Here is a 15536-nt window from a genome sequence, read left to right on the forward strand (position 1 = left end):
TTACCTATGAGAAATAACTTTATTTTCCTAGATTCACGTATATTATTCAACTTTTTAACACTACTGCTTTTATACCCCCAAGATAGAAAACAAAACTAAATACACAACTTTAGTATTAGTTACAATGACTCATGTTCTGCAGACGCCAGATATAAGCTTTTTGCCGGGAAGAATAGCATACATGTTGAGGATTCTGCAGTCCGGGCCATAAAGACTGTTCCCTGATATGCGCCTTGGCTTCATATAACTCCCATGGGTCGTGAGCAATCTCCCCTTTGTAGACATCCTCATCTTTAACTGTCCATAAACAATACCTCTCCGTAAGCCATTCTGTAAGGGACCCCTTTTCTGAAGGAAGGCGCTTCCCGGGAGTGTAGTCAATCTCAAGGCATTCGTTGGCCGAGCCCCTATGTGTCCTTCTCGTCCTATAGCTTACTGTTCTGCCTTTTACCTTCATGCTCATTTCGGCATGAACATATGGAAGGGAGAAAAGCTTCCTCGCACCTTCAACAGCAAGAGCATGGTTCGCATCCAAACTAAAAAAATACACACCCGGCTCACCCTTATACGTTACATACGTGCGGACATTGCATTCAAGGAAGGAACGGGCAAATGGAATTTCAGGCAATCCCTTTGCTCTGATGTGATTCATGGCAAACGGGACTATCCCAAGCCATGCTTTCCCTTGATAGGTATCCAATTGAAGCTGAGGCGGAACCTTCTTGCCGAGAATGTCTGCTGGTACTTCCCAATGCAGAAAAAGCAGTTCATCCCATGATTGGGTCATCACCCAATTACTATCACCTTTACTGTTAACTATGGCCATTTCCTTTTCTCCCTTCCATCATTTGCTTGGTTCGGTAAGGCATTTTAGCGATATTTTTCTCCTGCTGTAAGGATATAAGTTACCTATAGCGTTCATTATAATTTACACAACAAACGAAAAATTAAAACAGTTCCCTGCACATTCCGGCGTTTTGCTGCACTGATAGTTCGGGAATAACAAACTGGATAGATACTTTCCTTACGGGTGCCCATAATCTGGGAGAGGCACCGAGGGAATGGAAATGTTATCGAAGAAGGGGGCATCTGACGGCTTGAAACTAGAGAAATGGAGCTATTCCAGAAGGTTCAATATCAAAGCAACCTTTGACACCCTCCCCCATTCCACCGTACTCTTCAGAAGAATCAAGGATTATTATTTTATATACAATGTGTATTGGTCCTCCCAAGATCCGATAGTTACTCGTCAAGACTTGGAAGCAATGGAATTGCTGTTGAACAGGGAGCTTGGCTCAGAGGAACAATATAACAGGCGAAAAAGCCAAAATTGACTGACGGTTCCCATCAGCTTGTGCCTTGTACAGATCCAACGATTTGTACAAGGCACCAGTTTTTCATCTCCTTCCCTCAATTAAATTTTTCCATCCTCTATTCATCTTCTTTTAACACCTTTATAATGAAATGAGGTAAAAAGAATTCAACAGAAAAGGTGCAATTTACATGAGTATATTAACGGTAAAAAATCTAAGCCATGGCTTTGGTGACAGAGCCATTTTCAACGACGTATCTTTCCGCCTGTTAAAAGGGGAACACATCGGCCTTATTGGCGCGAATGGAGAAGGTAAATCTACATTCATGAATATCATCACCCGCAAACTTGAGCCGGATGAAGGCAAAGTCGAGTGGTCGAAACGGGTACGTGTCGGTTATCTGGATCAGCACACTTCCCTTGAAAAAGGCATGACCATCAGAGATGTCCTGAAGACGGCCTTTCAATATCTGTTTGACATGGAAACGGAAATGAATGAACTTTTCGCAAAGATGGGAGAAGCTTCCCCTGAAGAATTGGAAAAGCTGCTTGAAGAGACCGGTACTCTTCAAGATGCACTGACAAATAACGATTTTTACATCATAGATGCCAAGGTAGAGGAGATTGCAAGAGGCCTGGGACTGGATGAAATCGGACTCGACAGAGAAGTACAAGACTTGAGCGGCGGGCAGAGAACGAAAGTCCTGCTGGCAAAGCTCCTGCTTGAAAAACCCGATATTCTGCTTCTCGATGAGCCGACCAACTACCTTGATGAACAGCATATCGTCTGGCTGAAAAGGTATCTGCAGGAATATGAGAATGCCTTTATTCTTATTTCCCATGACATCCCGTTCTTGAATAGCGTCATCAATCTGATTTACCATATGGAAAATCAGGAGTTGAACCGCTACGCCGGTGATTACGATGACTTTAAGAAAGTTCACGAAATGAAGAGACAGCAGCTGGAATCTGCCTATAAAAAGCAGCAGCAGGAAATTTCTGAGCTGAAAGACTTCGTTGCCAGAAATAAAGCCAGAGTATCCACACGCAATATGGCCATGTCCCGCCAGAAGAAACTCGATAAGATGGATATCATCGAGCTTGCCGGAGAAAAGCCGAAGCCTGAATTCCACTTCAAGCCTGCGAGAACTTCAGGTAAATTAATCTTTGAAACGAAGGATCTTGTTATAGGATATGACGAACCGCTTTCGAAGCCGTTGAACCTGCGGATGGAGCGCGGCCAGAAAATTGCGCTTTATGGAGCCAATGGTATTGGTAAAACCACCTTGCTCCGCAGCATCCTTGGTGAAATCAAGCCTGTATCCGGGGAAGTTGAACTGGGAGAACACCTTCATATCGGGTATTTCGAGCAGGAAATAAAAAATGCCAACTATAATACCTGCATTGAAGAAGTGTGGAGCGAATTCCCTTCCTTTACTCAATACGAAGTCAGAGCCGCTCTGGCAAAATGCGGATTGATGACCAAGCATATCGAGAGCAAAGTGGAAGTCCTGAGCGGTGGGGAAAAAGCGAAGGTAAGACTATGCAAGCTGATTAATAAAGAAACCAATCTTCTCGTTTTTGACGAGCCGACAAACCACCTTGATGTCGAGGCGAAAGCTGAGTTGAAGAGAGCTTTACAGGAATACAAAGGCAGCATCCTCCTCATCTCCCATGAACCTGAATTCTACCAGGATATTGCGACTGACTTGTGGAACTGCGAGTCCTGGACGACAAAAGTATTTTAAAAAATAGACAGAATAGAAAAGAGGGTAATCGACAAGGATTGCCCTCTTCTTATTATCTCTATCTATGGAACTACAATGAATACGTATAATGGAATTCTGTATGTTTCTTGAATCCAAATTTTTCATAAAGTTTTTGAGCGTTGTGGTTATGGTGTTCCGTTTCCAGTGTAAGACCTTTGGCTCCTGTTTCTTCAGCCAGTTGCTTTGCACGGCCAAGGAGTTCCTCGCCGATCCCTCTTCTTCTTGCATTCCCGGTGACAAACAAATCGTTCAGAAGCCAGTGCCTTTTCAATGAAACGGAAGAAAAAATCGGATACAGCTGGGTAAAGCCGAGTGGAACCAGACCATTTTCCCTTTCCTCTACTGCAAGGAATATGATGGACTCCTCATTTTCCATTCTGTCGTTCAAAAACTTGCGGCACCCTTCCACATCGCTTTCCTGTTTATAGAAAACCCTGTACTGGTTAAACACTTCTGTCACTAGTTCCAGCTGGCCGATCTCTGCTTTGATGATTTTCATTTGGCATACTCCTTTCAAACACCATTGTCTTATTTCTATTGTGGTAAAAACTTTTCTATTCATTTTTGACCTTAATAGTGCTACTGATTTCCGCTACAATCAACCATTGTTTTCTTTTACAATAACCATGATTATCTAAAATTAAGAAGCGATATTGTTTTGTAATCGAACTACCTTCATCAAAGTCCTGGTGAACCTCATTTATTTCTGCTGGAAAGTGTCCCGTTCCTTGAACAACAAACATAGAACAATTTCCTTTCTATTCAAATAGTTTCGAGAATATAGTAACATGTTTCTACAAGGTTCTTCCATTATTTTCTTTTCTTAAAGGAGAAATGTATTTTGAATATTAATAGTGCCGATACGATTATTAAAAGTGACTCGATTTTCACCTGTGTGAGTGATACACCCTTTACCGGCGCGATTGCCATTAGAGGGGATAAAATAATTGCCGTTGGGACGGAAAAAGAGATCTCAAAATACCGCGGGGAACAAACCAAGGAAATCGATGCTGCCGGCAAGCTGGTCCTGCCTGGTTTTCATGATTTCCATGTTCACTTGTGGCTGGGAGCGATGTTCCAGGAATATCTCTCGTTGACTTTTTGCAGCAATGAGGAAGAAGCGGCTGAAAAGGCCTCTGAATTTGCAAAAGCAAACCCTGAGGACCCTTGGGTGCTGGGATTTGGCTGGCATCATGTCAGATGGCCGGGACAACAGCTTCCGACACGGCATTCGCTCGACCGCTTGATTGATGACCGGCCTGTGTTTCTGTTGAATGAAGAAGCCCACAGTGCCTGGGTAAATTCCAAGGCATTGGAAGTATTGGGGATCGATGAAAACACTGCCGAGCCTCCCTTCGGAAAAATCGAAAAAGACGAGAACGGCAAGCCTACTGGATTTCTCTACGAAACGGCTGTTGGCTTGGCAGTCAAAGCCTTCGAACTTCCTGCGCATAAAAAGAGCAGGTTGATGGATTCGTTTCTGAAGAAAGCTGGTGAATACGGAATTACCTCTATAGGTGATATGCTTCCTTTGCCAGGCTTTACACTGGGAGACCTTGAAGAGTATAAGAAATATGATGAAGACGGCAAGCTGACTGTCCGGATCCACTTTCTTGCTCCCCTTGATGGAAAGCTTGAAAATGTCTCATATTACGAAAATTTTCACTCAGACAAGCTTCAATTTGCCGGTCTTAAACAATTTATTGACGGCGTTCCCTTAACCTATACAGGCTATCTATTGGAACCTTATAGTGACCGTCCCTCAACATCAGGCGGAACCATCTATTCAAGGGAAACTTATTTTAAATGGATTGAAGAAGCAGACAAACAAGGTTACCGAATAAGGCTTCATGCCTGCGGGGATGCAGCTGTCAGGCTGGGGCTCGATGCTTTTGAAAACGCCGAAACGGCCAATGGAAAAAGAGATTCGCGGCACACCATCGAACATATTGAAGTCATTCACCCTGATGATATGGCAAGATTTTCTAAGTTAGGTGTACTTCCTTCCATGCAGCCTGAGCATTTAACTTCCAGCTCCATGGAAACACATGAATACCTTGACCGCCTTGGCCAGAAGAGAATCCAGAATACGTGGCCGATTGGATTGCTGGAACAAAGTGGAGCGCAGCTTGTTTTCGGAAGTGACTACCCGATAGTCGATTGGAATCCATTGTTGGGGATTTACCGGGCAGTCACCAGACAACATGAGGACGGGACACCCGCTGAAGGCTGGAACCCCCAGCACAAAATCACCCTTGCTCAAGCATTGAAACACTATACACTATCGCCGGCATACGGAAACTTCCGGGAAAATGAACTAGGGACAATAGAAGTGGGCAAAAAAGCCGATATCACGATTCTGGATAGAAACCTGTTTGAATGTGATCCCCAAGAGATCAAAGAAAGCAAAGTAGTGCTGACGATCATGGACGGCAGGTGTGTATATCAAAGGTGAATTGAGCAATAGCCCTCAGTAAAGGAGAAACGATTATGGAACGCGAACACGAATCCGTCTTGAACATGTGGAAAAACTATTTATCCTCCATTGGAGAGAATCAGGAGGAGACAGCGAAATCGTATGACAGCTGGTACTTTTGCGATAATGAAGAGGATGCCAATCAATTAGCCCAATTGGTCTTGCAAGGAACTAAACGCGGGACAGCCTCCCTTCATTTACACTTTGCCGTACATAATGAAGAACCTCCAAAAGAAGGATGTCTCAGCATTATTACGAATTGGCAAGGAGAAGCACAATGCATCATTGAAACAGTAAAGGTTGATATCGTTCCATTCAGGGAAGTTACAGAGGAGTTTGCAAGAATAGAAGGCGAAGGGGACAAGTCGCTTGCCTATTGGAATGATGCACACAGGAGATTCTTTACCCGGGAACTGGCAGAGCATGACCTGAAGCTTGATGAAAGTATGCTTGTGGTTTGTGAGGAATTCAGAGTTGTTTACAAATAAACAATGTAGTATCACACTGTCTGAAATCAAAAAACCGCTCGAATTGGTACCGACCCCCGAAAGTTAGAGTTAAAAAACTAACTTTCGGGGGTGTTTTTTATGGCTAAATATAGTGAGGAATTTAAAATAAAGCTTGTCACCGAGTATTTATATGGAAATCTAGGGTACGGATCTTTGGCCAAAAAATATAATATGGGTAGCCAAACGCCGATAGTTGAATGGGTAAATACCTATAAATCTCAGGGGATGCAAGGGTTAAAACGAAGAAAGACGAAGAAGGAGTATTCTGTTCAATTCAAATTAGATACGATACAATTCATGTTAAAGACAGGTGCTTCTTATTTAGAAACTGCTGTTCAATTTAACTTGAACAACCCTTCCTTAATCAAACGCTGGATGAAGACATTTCGTGAACAGGGAGTAGAAGGCCTGGAACTAAATTTAAAGGGGCGGCCTTCTATGTCTAAGAAACCTAATAATCAGAAGAAAAAGGAAGAAAAAAGGTTAACACGCGAGGAAGAATTAGAACGTGAGAACGAACTACTAAGACTGGAGAATGCGTATTTAAAAAAGCTAAGAGCTTTTCGCGAGAATCCGAACGCCTTTCACGAAAAGCACAAACAAAAATGGCATTCGAACTTAAAGAAGAAGGATTTCGATTAAAAAATATTCTCTTTGTAGTAGGAATTCCGGAAGCAACTTATCATTATCATGCGAAAAATTTTGGTAAGGAAGACCCTGATACAGAATTAAAAGAAACCATTACAACCTTATTTAATGTGTTTCATGAACGGTTTGGTTATAAACGGATCACAAAGGAATTAAAGAAACTAGGGCATCGTATCAATCATAAAAAAGTCTATCGTATTATGCGAGACCTAGGATTGAAATGTATAAAATTCATGCGAAAATCTCGTAAATATAATTCGTATAAGGGGACTATTGGAAAGGTAGCGAAAAACCGATTATCTCGCCGTTTCAGCACACCTATTCCCCTTCAAAAATTAGTAACCGACGTTACAGAATTTAAATGTCTTGGAGAAAAGAAATTATATTTAAATCCAATTCTTGACCTTTATAACGGAGAAATTATTGCGTATGGAATCAAGGAACGTCCAACTTTAGATCTTGTCATGGAACCTTTAGAAGAGTCTATAGAAGTATTAAAGAATCAGGCAACCTATCGAACCACCATCCATTCCGATCAAGGCTGGCATTATCAGCACAACAAGTGGGTCAAGACGTTAAAAAGGAATAAAGTTTTTCAAAGCATGTCCCGTAAGGCGACCTGCGCAGACAACGCTTCGATGGAGAATTTCTTTGGGATTTTAAAGCAAGAAATGTATTATGGAGAAGAACTAGTGAGTTATGAAGATTTAAAAAGCCGAATCGAAGAATATATTCACTGGTACAATCATGAGCGTTCAAAAGAAAAATTGGCTGGGATGAGTCCTGTTGAATATCGAACTCACTCCAGCCAATCAGCTGCATAATAAAAACTCTAACTTTTGGGGGTAAGCACCATTCCAGAGCGGTTTTTTATAATACTCCTGAAAAAAGCCTCGCAAATGATTCCTTTGTTCTTTCCACAATCCCTCTTTTATAGTATTCAACCGGCCGGATCCTTATGCTGTCCTTCATGTCATCTTCATAATGCGCAGACAGGTCACGGATGGAACTGTTCCCCATAAGAAAAACGTTGACTTCAAAGTTAAGGTGAAAGCTCCGCATATCCATATTGGCTGTTCCGACGGAAGCGAGGTTGCCGTCGACAATGATAATTTTCTGGTGCATGAACCCTTTCTTATAAGAGTATATTTCTACCCCGCAGCGGATGAGTTCAGAGAAGTAAGACCTTGTGGCATACTGTGTGAGGAATCCATCATTGGTTTCCGGGACCATGATTCTGACTTCGATTCCTTTTGAGGCCGCCACCCGCAAGGCCGTCCTGATCGATTCAGTCGGCACAAAATACGGGGTGGCAATCCAGATTGATTTCGTTGCTGAGGAAATCAGCGAATAATAGAGATCACTCATGATCCCCTGTTGTGTATCAGGTCCGCTGGCGACGACCTGTACTGCCCCGTCAAGTTCTTCTGCAGGGACAGAATGCTGATTTTGAAACTTCTCCAACACCATATCTCCGGAAACATATTCCCAGTCTAAGAGGAATACCGTGTGGAGAGTATAGACTGCTTCTCCTTCCACCAGCATATGGGTATCCCGCCAAAACCCAAATTTCCGATCCTCGCCAAGATACTCAATTCCTACATTCAATCCTCCGACAAACCCGGCTTTCCCATCAATAACAATGATTTTTCGATGATTTCGGAAGTTGAACTTCTGGTTAAAGAAACCGTATTTCAAAGGCAGAAAAGGCTGAACCTGTATGCCTGCTTTCTCCATTTCCTGAAGGTCTTTGGATGCCAGGTGCATGCTTCCGACAGCATCAAAAATAAACAGCACCTCAACGCCCGCATTAGCCTTTTCGATCAGAATATCAATAATTTCTTTCCCCAGACGGTCGGACCGAAAGATATAATACTCCATGTGTATATACTCTTTGGCACTTTGGAGCTTTTCTTTTATTTCTGTAAAAGTCTCCTCGCCATTTTTCAGGATTTTCGTTGTGGAAGCAGTGCTGATGGGAGACCACGCTACCCTGTTGGCGAAGTTTGCGAAGCTCCTTTGATTATCCTGCAGGAAGGACAAGTTAGGCGAATTCTCCCGTTTTAATAACTTCTGCCATTCCTCCCGGTCATTTTTGCGCTTGCTTTTAAACAGGTAACCTTTCAAATATAGCTGCCCTGAATATAAGTAGAAAAAATAGCCGAACACCGGAAAGCAGACAAGGACATATATCCATAACAAAGTATGCTGAGCAGAACGGTTTTCCAATATTAATGAGAAAACACTGATAAGGATTATGACTATGTATACTGCGGCTGCCCCTGTTTTGACCCAGATATTGAAACCGTTTTGCAGAAATATATATACACAGGCAATCAATATAATGACAAATATAAATTCCAATCTTCTCTTTTTCATCTGACCATTCCCCTAGTTTAAAAAGTACCTTGCGTAACAGTTTATAGAGAATCTAACCACTAGTGTTTCACATTACTCAGGTAAGTACGCTTCATATTTATGTTTGATTCGAAAGTCGGACAGGAAAATCTGATTCCATATACAAATTTTATTTGAGTCTCTATTTTCCTTTAATCACACTATTAGAGTTGTTTTCGCCTTTTATTTTGGCGTGTTTCTCCTCTGATCACACTATTACAGCTGTTTTCCTCTTTTATAATGGTATGTTTCTTCGCTATTCGCACCATTACACCTGGTTTCTCCTTTTATAATGGTATGTTTCTTCGCTATTCGCACCATTACACCTGGTTTCTTCTTTTATAATGATATGTTTCTCCTGACCCAAATATCTCTTAACAGGAATCGCCAGCAAACCCATTCAAAATAATGGCCATTGTTAAAATATTTCTATCTGGTCCATTTCCCTTTTTCACAAAAAGCTAACCCTTTATTTCTTACTTGTTTAGCTGCCTTCTATAAAGGGAAATCAACAAGCAAATACTTTTGAAAGGGTGATTTCAATGAGTAAAGATAACGGCATGAAAGATAAGATGAAAGGCTATGCTAAGAAAGCAGAAGGCGAAATGAAGGAAAAAGCGGGCAGGGCCGCTGACAAACCTGAAATGCAGCGTGAAGGAAGACAAGATAAAGGTGAAGGCGAAGTACACGAGACAATCGGTGAAGCAAAGGACGACCACCGCCGTTAAATGAACATGAACAACCCGCAGGTCATCAACCTGCGGGTTTTGTTTTTCATTAATCTTCTACTATCTTGCCGCCGTGAATTCTCTTTCTGGAAACCTTAAGGTTCAACTCTCCAGCCATTTTCTCCAAAAAGCTTTCTTCTCTCTTGGTTACAATGGAAAGCACGTTCCCTTCCGCTCCCATTCGGCCGGTTCTGCCTGATCGATGGATGAACTGTTTGGTATCTGTCGGGAACTCAAAATGAACAACATGAGTGACGCCGCTAATGTCAAGGCCTCTGGCAGCAACATCTGTCGTCAGCAGCATAGGTACTTTCCCTGCCCTGAATTTATCCAATGAATGCTTTCGCTCCATTTTTTTCGATTCACCAGCCAGCACTTCTAACGAAACCTTCTGGTACTTCAGCTTTTCTTCCATTTCAGAGAGTTTTTCCAAACTGTTAAAAAAGACTAAAGCTTTGATGTCTTGTACATTTGAAAGTTTGCGCAGAACCTCGATCTTGTCCCGCTGTTCTGTCAGCAAATAACCATATTCCACCTTAGATGAGGAGACGACCCCCTCGTTCACGCGAATGACCTCATAGTTCTCCATTAACTCAGCCGCCACTTCATCCGTAACATCTGAAAGGGTTGCCGAAAAGAACAGGAGCTGCCTGTCCGCCATGGTAGACTTGATGATCTGCCTGATATTGTTGATGTGCTCATTGCCGATCATCAGGTCGAATTCGTCGACGACAATTGTTTTTACTTCATGCATTTTTAACTTCTTCATTTTCATCAGTTCGATGATTCGCCCTGCTGTACCAACGACGATTTTCGGCTTTTTCTTGAGCTTTTCAATTTGATTCTTTACGTTAGCTCCGCCGATTAAAGCGATGCTGTTGATTCCGGACCCTTTCGTCCACTTCTGCACTTCCTGGTGAATCTGCATAACCAGTTCACGGGAAGGTGCGACGATTACAGTCTGCGCCTGCATTCTCTTTTCATCAATCCCCTCAAGGATCGGCAGAAGATAGGCAAGCGTCTTTCCAGTCCCGGTTGGGGATTCACATACAAGATCCTTTCCTTCTAGAATCGCAGGGATCGCTTTTTCCTGGACAGCCGTCAATTGTTCGAATTCTGAAGTGTTCCATGCGTCCTGTAAAAAAGGCTTTAATTTTGTAATATAGTCCATTCTATAATTCCTCTCTTGTTAAAAGATTGCTGTAGTCCATTTTACACGAAGTCGAAAAGAAAAAACATCAGCACAGCGGCAAAGTAATGATAACCGTCGTGCCGGAGCCCTTTTCACTGTAATAAGTGATTTCACCTTTGTGACGTTCAATGATTTTCTTACATACGGCAAGGCCTAGGCCTGTCCCTTTTTCCTTCGTTGAATAGAATGGTTCACCAAGGTGGGAGATCCATTCTTCGTCCATTCCGACTCCATTATCTTCAATCTTGATAATCGCTATATCCTCACTGTTGGATGTTTCGACCCTTACCGTTCCCGTATCCTCTATGGCCTCCACAGCATTTTTTATCAAATTGATAAATACTTGCTTTAGTTGATTCTGGTCAGCGTTGACAAACATCTTATCCCCTTCGGCAGGATTGTATTCAATTTTTACATTATCAAGGTTCGCTTGAGCTTCCATTAACACGATAACCTGTTTGATAATATCATTGATATCTTCTTTCCCGAATAAAATATCCTGCTGTTTCCCTAGAATCAGCATTTCACCTGATATCAGGTTAATCCGTTCTATTTCGGACAGCATGATTTCCAGGTGGCTGTCTTCGGCTTTTTTTGTCACCTGCATCAACTGCACAAAGCCTTTCAGGGAAGTTAAGGGATTCCTGATTTCATGTGCCACTGCCGCAGCTAACTGGCCGATAACCGAAAGCTTTTCGGAAGCGATCATCATTTCTTCATTCTTCCTGTACAACGTGATGTCCCTGGCGATCCCAAACACACCGATGATCTCTTCATTCACGATAATAGGAAGCAAGGAACAACGAAGTAACTTTTCCTGAGAAGTTTTATTGATGACCTTCATTTCAAATTTTTCCGGATTGCCGTGTAATGTTTCCATAAAACTGGCTGTGACCTGTTCCCTTTCCTCAGGGTGTACGAGAAAATCAATTGGCTTTCCCTTTAATTCATTCGCAGAATAGCCGATGATTTTTTCCCCTTCAGGATTCAAGGCCGCCAGATTGCCCTTTTTAGATATTTCAAAGACAGCATCCGGATTGTGTTTGAATAAGGACTGGTAATGCTGATTGCTCATTTGGAGCAGCCGTTCTTTTTTCCTCAACTCTTCCGTTGACTCCAGGAGCTTCAATGCCCGATTGTGGACAAGAAAGTAAATAAGGATTCCCGTTACCAATATGAACAGCCAGCCTTTATAGCGCTGAAAGAAGATGAAGATATGCATTTCATTATGTGCCATCATCAGGGAGAGCCTGTCTGATAAAATGATCCAACATGCTCCTATTATTATATAAGTTACCGCTATTCTGGCAGCTATCTTTCTTGATTCATTCATAAGCAGACTTCACCTGTTATTGGTAAGATTTATACACCTATAATACCTCACTTCAGCCTATTTATGTTGAAATTACCCGATTGCTGCAAAATTAAAAGACGTTTCAATACCTTTAATGACGGATATTTAATAGATATGCGGGGTGATAAAAGATGTGGCAGAAATACAGGTGCAAGGACTTCAGCAAAACCGGCAATGTAACGCTGCCCAACCAGTGGAGACAGCAATTCGGACTCGTTCCCGGCCGGCAGGCGGAGATATGTTATGACCAGGAGGCCATCATCATCAAAAGACCTGAACAAAACAGCACAAACAATAAACGCTATATTTCAGAAAAAGGCGCAATCCATATCCCAAAGGAAATCCGTGAAATTAGCGGTATACAGCCGCAGCAGGAATTTTGTCTGTTTGTGGATGAGCGTGATAAATGTTTTATTCTAAAAGTTATATAAAAAAGTGAAGCAACATATCACTTCACTTCTGCAGGTTAAGCTTTATTGGTCATTAGCAATTTTTATTACTTTTACTCCATACACTTCCAGTTCATCTATTTGCTCAGACGTCGTTTCTTCGTCCGTTAAAATGATATCAAGCTTTTTGAGCGGAAACATTGTCGTGAACAGATCCACACCGACTTTCGTATGCTCAACAAGTGTAATGATCTTGCGGGAATTCTCATACACCTTTTCATGAAACAATGCTACCTCGGGAGTCGAAGTACTCAGCCCTCTGGCCGTAAGCCCTCCTCCGGTCGCAAAGCACAAATCATAGTTGAACCGTTCTGCAAACTGGGCAGCAAGCGGATCGGTTATATTCCCGGAGCTCTTCATTCTCCCGCCAATCATATACGTTTGGATATTGTCGAAGTCTCTTAACTTATAAGCGATTTCCACCGAATTGGTCACGACTGTAAAAGAAAAATCCTTTGGCAAGTAGGGAATCATGGCATAATGGATGGATGCACCGCCAATGAAAACGGTTTGATCCGGATTGATATAAGCGGCTGCCCTTTCTGCAATCTGGCTCTGATAAGGTGTACTCTCACCAAATCGTTCTTCATTTGACCTGGGCATCGACCGGACCATCGGCAGAGGAATTGCACCTCCATGTGTTCTCTTCAATAGCTGGTCTTCTTCCATGATCGATAAATCGCGGCGGATGGAATCTACAGAAACATCAAACCCCTGCGCTAATTCCTTCGCAAGCACTCTTCCCTCTTTATCCAGGGTTTCAAGGATCTTCTTCCTTCTCTCTTCAGAAAACATTTAATGACCCCCTCCTCTACCTTTATGCTTCCTATTATTGCTGTTTTGTTCTTGTTTTGTCAATTATTGCTTGCGGAAATATTAACAGATATTCCGGCGGCAGAGGAAATTAAACTTTCTTGGGAATATATCTCCTTTGGAGGTACACCATTCCTATCTTTGTTTTCCTTACTCTGCGAACAGGGAAACTGACAGGTGCCGGGACCGGCCACCGTGCCATTGAGATTTCGTTTCCTCGTTTTCACCGGACCGCAAGAGACGTTACCGGGCCAGTGAGATTTCATTCCCCCGTTTTCACCGGACCGCAAAGAACGTTATCGGGCCAGTGAGACTTCATTCCCTCGTTTTCATTGGGCCGTAAACCTCGTTATCGGGCCAGTGAGACTTCATTCCCTCGTTTTCATTGGGCCGTAAACCTCGTTATCGGGCCAGTGAGACTTCATTCCCTCGTTTTCATTGGGCCGTAAACCTCGTTATCGGTCCATTGGATCGCCGCCAAACTTGGTTTTCACTGTCCCATATAGAGAATTTACCCTTCAAAAACAAAAACCAGTACCTTTACTGGTTTCCCACAAAAACAAATTAAATTTCTAAATTTCTATTCTGTATGAACTGCCTACATCCCTGACAACCCTGGAGTCCCTCAGTCTGACCAGGATCTCTTCGAAACTCTTCTTCGATGCCTTGTGAGTAACCAGGACAATTTCGGAAATGCTCCCTCTTTTAGGATTCTGCCAGATCTTTTCCACACTTATTCCTTCTTGGGAAAAAAGCGACGTCACCTCTGCCAGCGTGCCTACTTCATCCTCAACCAACAGGCGGAGAAAGTACTTTTTGAACACTTCATCCGCTCCCTTGATTCTCTTTGGAAACTGCGGAAAGACGGCACTTCGGCCATTTACACCCAGTCTTATATTCCTCATGACTCCAACGAGATCTGATACCACTGCGGTGGCTGTCGGCATACTCCCTGCTCCCGGTCCATAAAACATCGTTTCGCCAACTGCATCTCCATACACATACACGGCATTATTCTCATTTTTGACCGCTGCAAGCGGATGGGTATCCGAGACCAGTGCAGGTTGTACGGTAACATCGATTTTGTCATCGTCCCTCTCAGCTACACCTATCAATTTCATCGTATACCCAAGTTTTTTCCCATAGTCAATATCTTCTTCTGTTACACTGGTGATCCCTTTATAGCTCACATCATTCAGTCCGACATTCATCGAAAATCCCAAGGTTGAGAGGATCGCCATCTTCCTTGCAGCATCTACTCCTTCTACATCCGCTTCTGGATCAGATTCGGCATAACCAAGTTCTTGCGCTTCCCTCAACGCCTCTGGATAGGACCTGTTCTCATCACTCATTTTCGTCAGGATATAGTTTGTTGTACCGTTGACAATGCCTACAATCTTATTGATCCTGTCAGATGCAAATCCATCTGCCACACTCCGCAGAATGGGAACCCCTCCTGCCACACTGGCTTCATAAAAAAGGTCACAGCCGTTCTCATAAGCAGCTTTCAGCAGTTCAGGACCATGCAGGGCCATCAAATCCTTATTGGCAGTCACAATATGTTTTTTATTATGGAGCGCTTTCAGAAGAAGTGTTCTGGTATAATCTATTCCTCCCATCACTTCGATAATAATGTCTATCTCCTCATCATCCAATATATCCCCGGGATTGACTGTGAGCAATGAAGGCTCAACTTCAGCATCTCTGCACTTTCCCGGATCCTGTACAAGAATTTTCTTTATTTTGACGGCGCAGCCAACTCCATGCACTAACTTATCCTGATGGTTTTCAATCACCTTCACTACTCCTGAACCTACAGTCCCAAAACCAAGCAAGCCTATCGAAATCTTTTCCAATCCTTAACCTCCAGTTCTCGATTCATATATTTT

General features: G+C 42.7%; 16 protein-coding genes. 8 read left to right on the forward strand and 8 right to left on the reverse strand.

What is annotated here, in order from left to right; all coding sequences use genetic code 11:
- Window positions 1-115 precede the first annotated feature (115 nt).
- Complete coding sequence (locus M1E09_RS17670) at window positions 116-826, reverse strand: YqjF family protein (RefSeq protein WP_456272130.1); 711 nt, start codon at window positions 824-826, stop codon at window positions 116-118.
- A gap of 235 nt (window positions 827-1061) precedes the next feature.
- Here M1E09_RS17670 and M1E09_RS17675 point away from each other — a divergent pair, with 235 nt between their 5' ends.
- Window positions 1062-1334, forward strand: coding sequence for a hypothetical protein (locus M1E09_RS17675; RefSeq protein WP_456272131.1), 273 nt, complete (start codon window positions 1062-1064; stop codon window positions 1332-1334).
- Between the two features lie 169 nt (window positions 1335-1503).
- Window positions 1504-3060 carry an ABC-F family ATP-binding cassette domain-containing protein gene (locus M1E09_RS17680; protein ID WP_456272132.1) on the forward strand — a complete coding sequence of 519 codons (1557 nt, stop codon included), beginning with the start codon at window positions 1504-1506 and terminating at the stop codon, window positions 3058-3060.
- A gap of 70 nt (window positions 3061-3130) precedes the next feature.
- Here M1E09_RS17680 and M1E09_RS17685 read toward each other — a convergent pair whose 3' ends face one another.
- On the reverse strand, window positions 3131-3580 hold the full coding sequence (locus M1E09_RS17685) for an N-acetyltransferase family protein (RefSeq protein ID WP_456272133.1): 450 nt from the start codon (window positions 3578-3580) through the stop codon (window positions 3131-3133).
- Between the two features lie 55 nt (window positions 3581-3635).
- Window positions 3636-3824, reverse strand: a complete 189-nt coding sequence (locus M1E09_RS17690) for a hypothetical protein (protein WP_456272134.1) — start codon at window positions 3822-3824, stop codon at window positions 3636-3638.
- Between the two features lie 98 nt (window positions 3825-3922).
- Between M1E09_RS17690 and M1E09_RS17695 the strand changes: the two genes are divergently transcribed.
- The 4 genes from M1E09_RS17695 to M1E09_RS17710 all read left to right on the forward strand — a co-directional run bounded on the left by M1E09_RS17695 (window position 3923) and on the right by M1E09_RS17710 (window position 7538).
- Window positions 3923-5536, forward strand: coding sequence for an amidohydrolase (locus M1E09_RS17695; protein WP_456272135.1), 1614 nt, complete (start codon window positions 3923-3925; stop codon window positions 5534-5536).
- A 35-nt stretch (window positions 5537-5571) separates the two neighbouring features.
- Window positions 5572-6045 carry an ASCH domain-containing protein gene (locus M1E09_RS17700; protein WP_456272136.1) on the forward strand — a complete coding sequence of 158 codons (474 nt, stop codon included), beginning with the start codon at window positions 5572-5574 and terminating at the stop codon, window positions 6043-6045.
- Window positions 6046-6144: 99 nt separating this feature from the next.
- Complete coding sequence (locus tag M1E09_RS17705) at window positions 6145-6708, forward strand: helix-turn-helix domain-containing protein (protein WP_456272137.1); 564 nt, start codon at window positions 6145-6147, stop codon at window positions 6706-6708.
- Window positions 6672-7538: an IS3 family transposase gene (locus M1E09_RS17710; RefSeq protein WP_456272138.1), complete on the forward strand. Its 867-nt coding sequence runs from the start codon at window positions 6672-6674 to the stop codon at window positions 7536-7538. The genes M1E09_RS17705 and M1E09_RS17710 overlap by 37 nt, the downstream gene beginning before the upstream one ends.
- A 46-nt stretch (window positions 7539-7584) precedes the next feature.
- Here M1E09_RS17710 and cls read toward each other — a convergent pair whose 3' ends face one another.
- The gene (cls, locus tag M1E09_RS17715; RefSeq protein ID WP_456272139.1) at window positions 7585-9093 is read right to left on the reverse strand and encodes a cardiolipin synthase; all 1509 of its coding nucleotides are present in this window, start codon (window positions 9091-9093) and stop codon (window positions 7585-7587) included.
- A gap of 560 nt (window positions 9094-9653) precedes the next feature.
- Between cls and M1E09_RS17720 the strand changes: the two genes are divergently transcribed.
- Window positions 9654-9839 (forward strand): CsbD family protein, encoded by a 186-nt coding sequence (locus tag M1E09_RS17720; RefSeq protein WP_456272140.1) that lies wholly within the window; start codon window positions 9654-9656, stop codon window positions 9837-9839.
- Window positions 9840-9888: 49 nt separating this feature from the next.
- Here M1E09_RS17720 and M1E09_RS17725 read toward each other — a convergent pair whose 3' ends face one another.
- Together M1E09_RS17725 and M1E09_RS17730 are read right to left on the reverse strand one after the other, a co-directional pair.
- Window positions 9889-11010 (reverse strand): DEAD/DEAH box helicase, encoded by a 1122-nt coding sequence (locus tag M1E09_RS17725; protein WP_456272141.1) that lies wholly within the window; start codon window positions 11008-11010, stop codon window positions 9889-9891.
- 67 nt (window positions 11011-11077) lie between these two features.
- On the reverse strand, window positions 11078-12364 hold the full coding sequence (locus tag M1E09_RS17730) for an ATP-binding protein (protein ID WP_456272142.1): 1287 nt from the start codon (window positions 12362-12364) through the stop codon (window positions 11078-11080).
- 152 nt (window positions 12365-12516) lie between these two features.
- Here M1E09_RS17730 and M1E09_RS17735 point away from each other — a divergent pair, with 152 nt between their 5' ends.
- The gene (locus tag M1E09_RS17735; RefSeq protein WP_456272143.1) at window positions 12517-12816 is read left to right on the forward strand and encodes a hypothetical protein; all 300 of its coding nucleotides are present in this window, start codon (window positions 12517-12519) and stop codon (window positions 12814-12816) included.
- 42 nt (window positions 12817-12858) lie between these two features.
- Here M1E09_RS17735 and M1E09_RS17740 read toward each other — a convergent pair whose 3' ends face one another.
- A complete protein-coding gene (locus tag M1E09_RS17740; protein ID WP_456272144.1) occupies window positions 12859-13629 on the reverse strand; it encodes a DeoR/GlpR family DNA-binding transcription regulator in 771 nt (256 codons plus the stop codon).
- A gap of 590 nt (window positions 13630-14219) precedes the next feature.
- A complete protein-coding gene (locus M1E09_RS17745; RefSeq protein WP_456272145.1) occupies window positions 14220-15503 on the reverse strand; it encodes a homoserine dehydrogenase in 1284 nt (427 codons plus the stop codon).
- Window positions 15504-15536: the final 33 nt, after the last annotated feature.

The sequence above is a fragment of the Bacillus sp. AK031 genome (assembly GCF_053903065.1).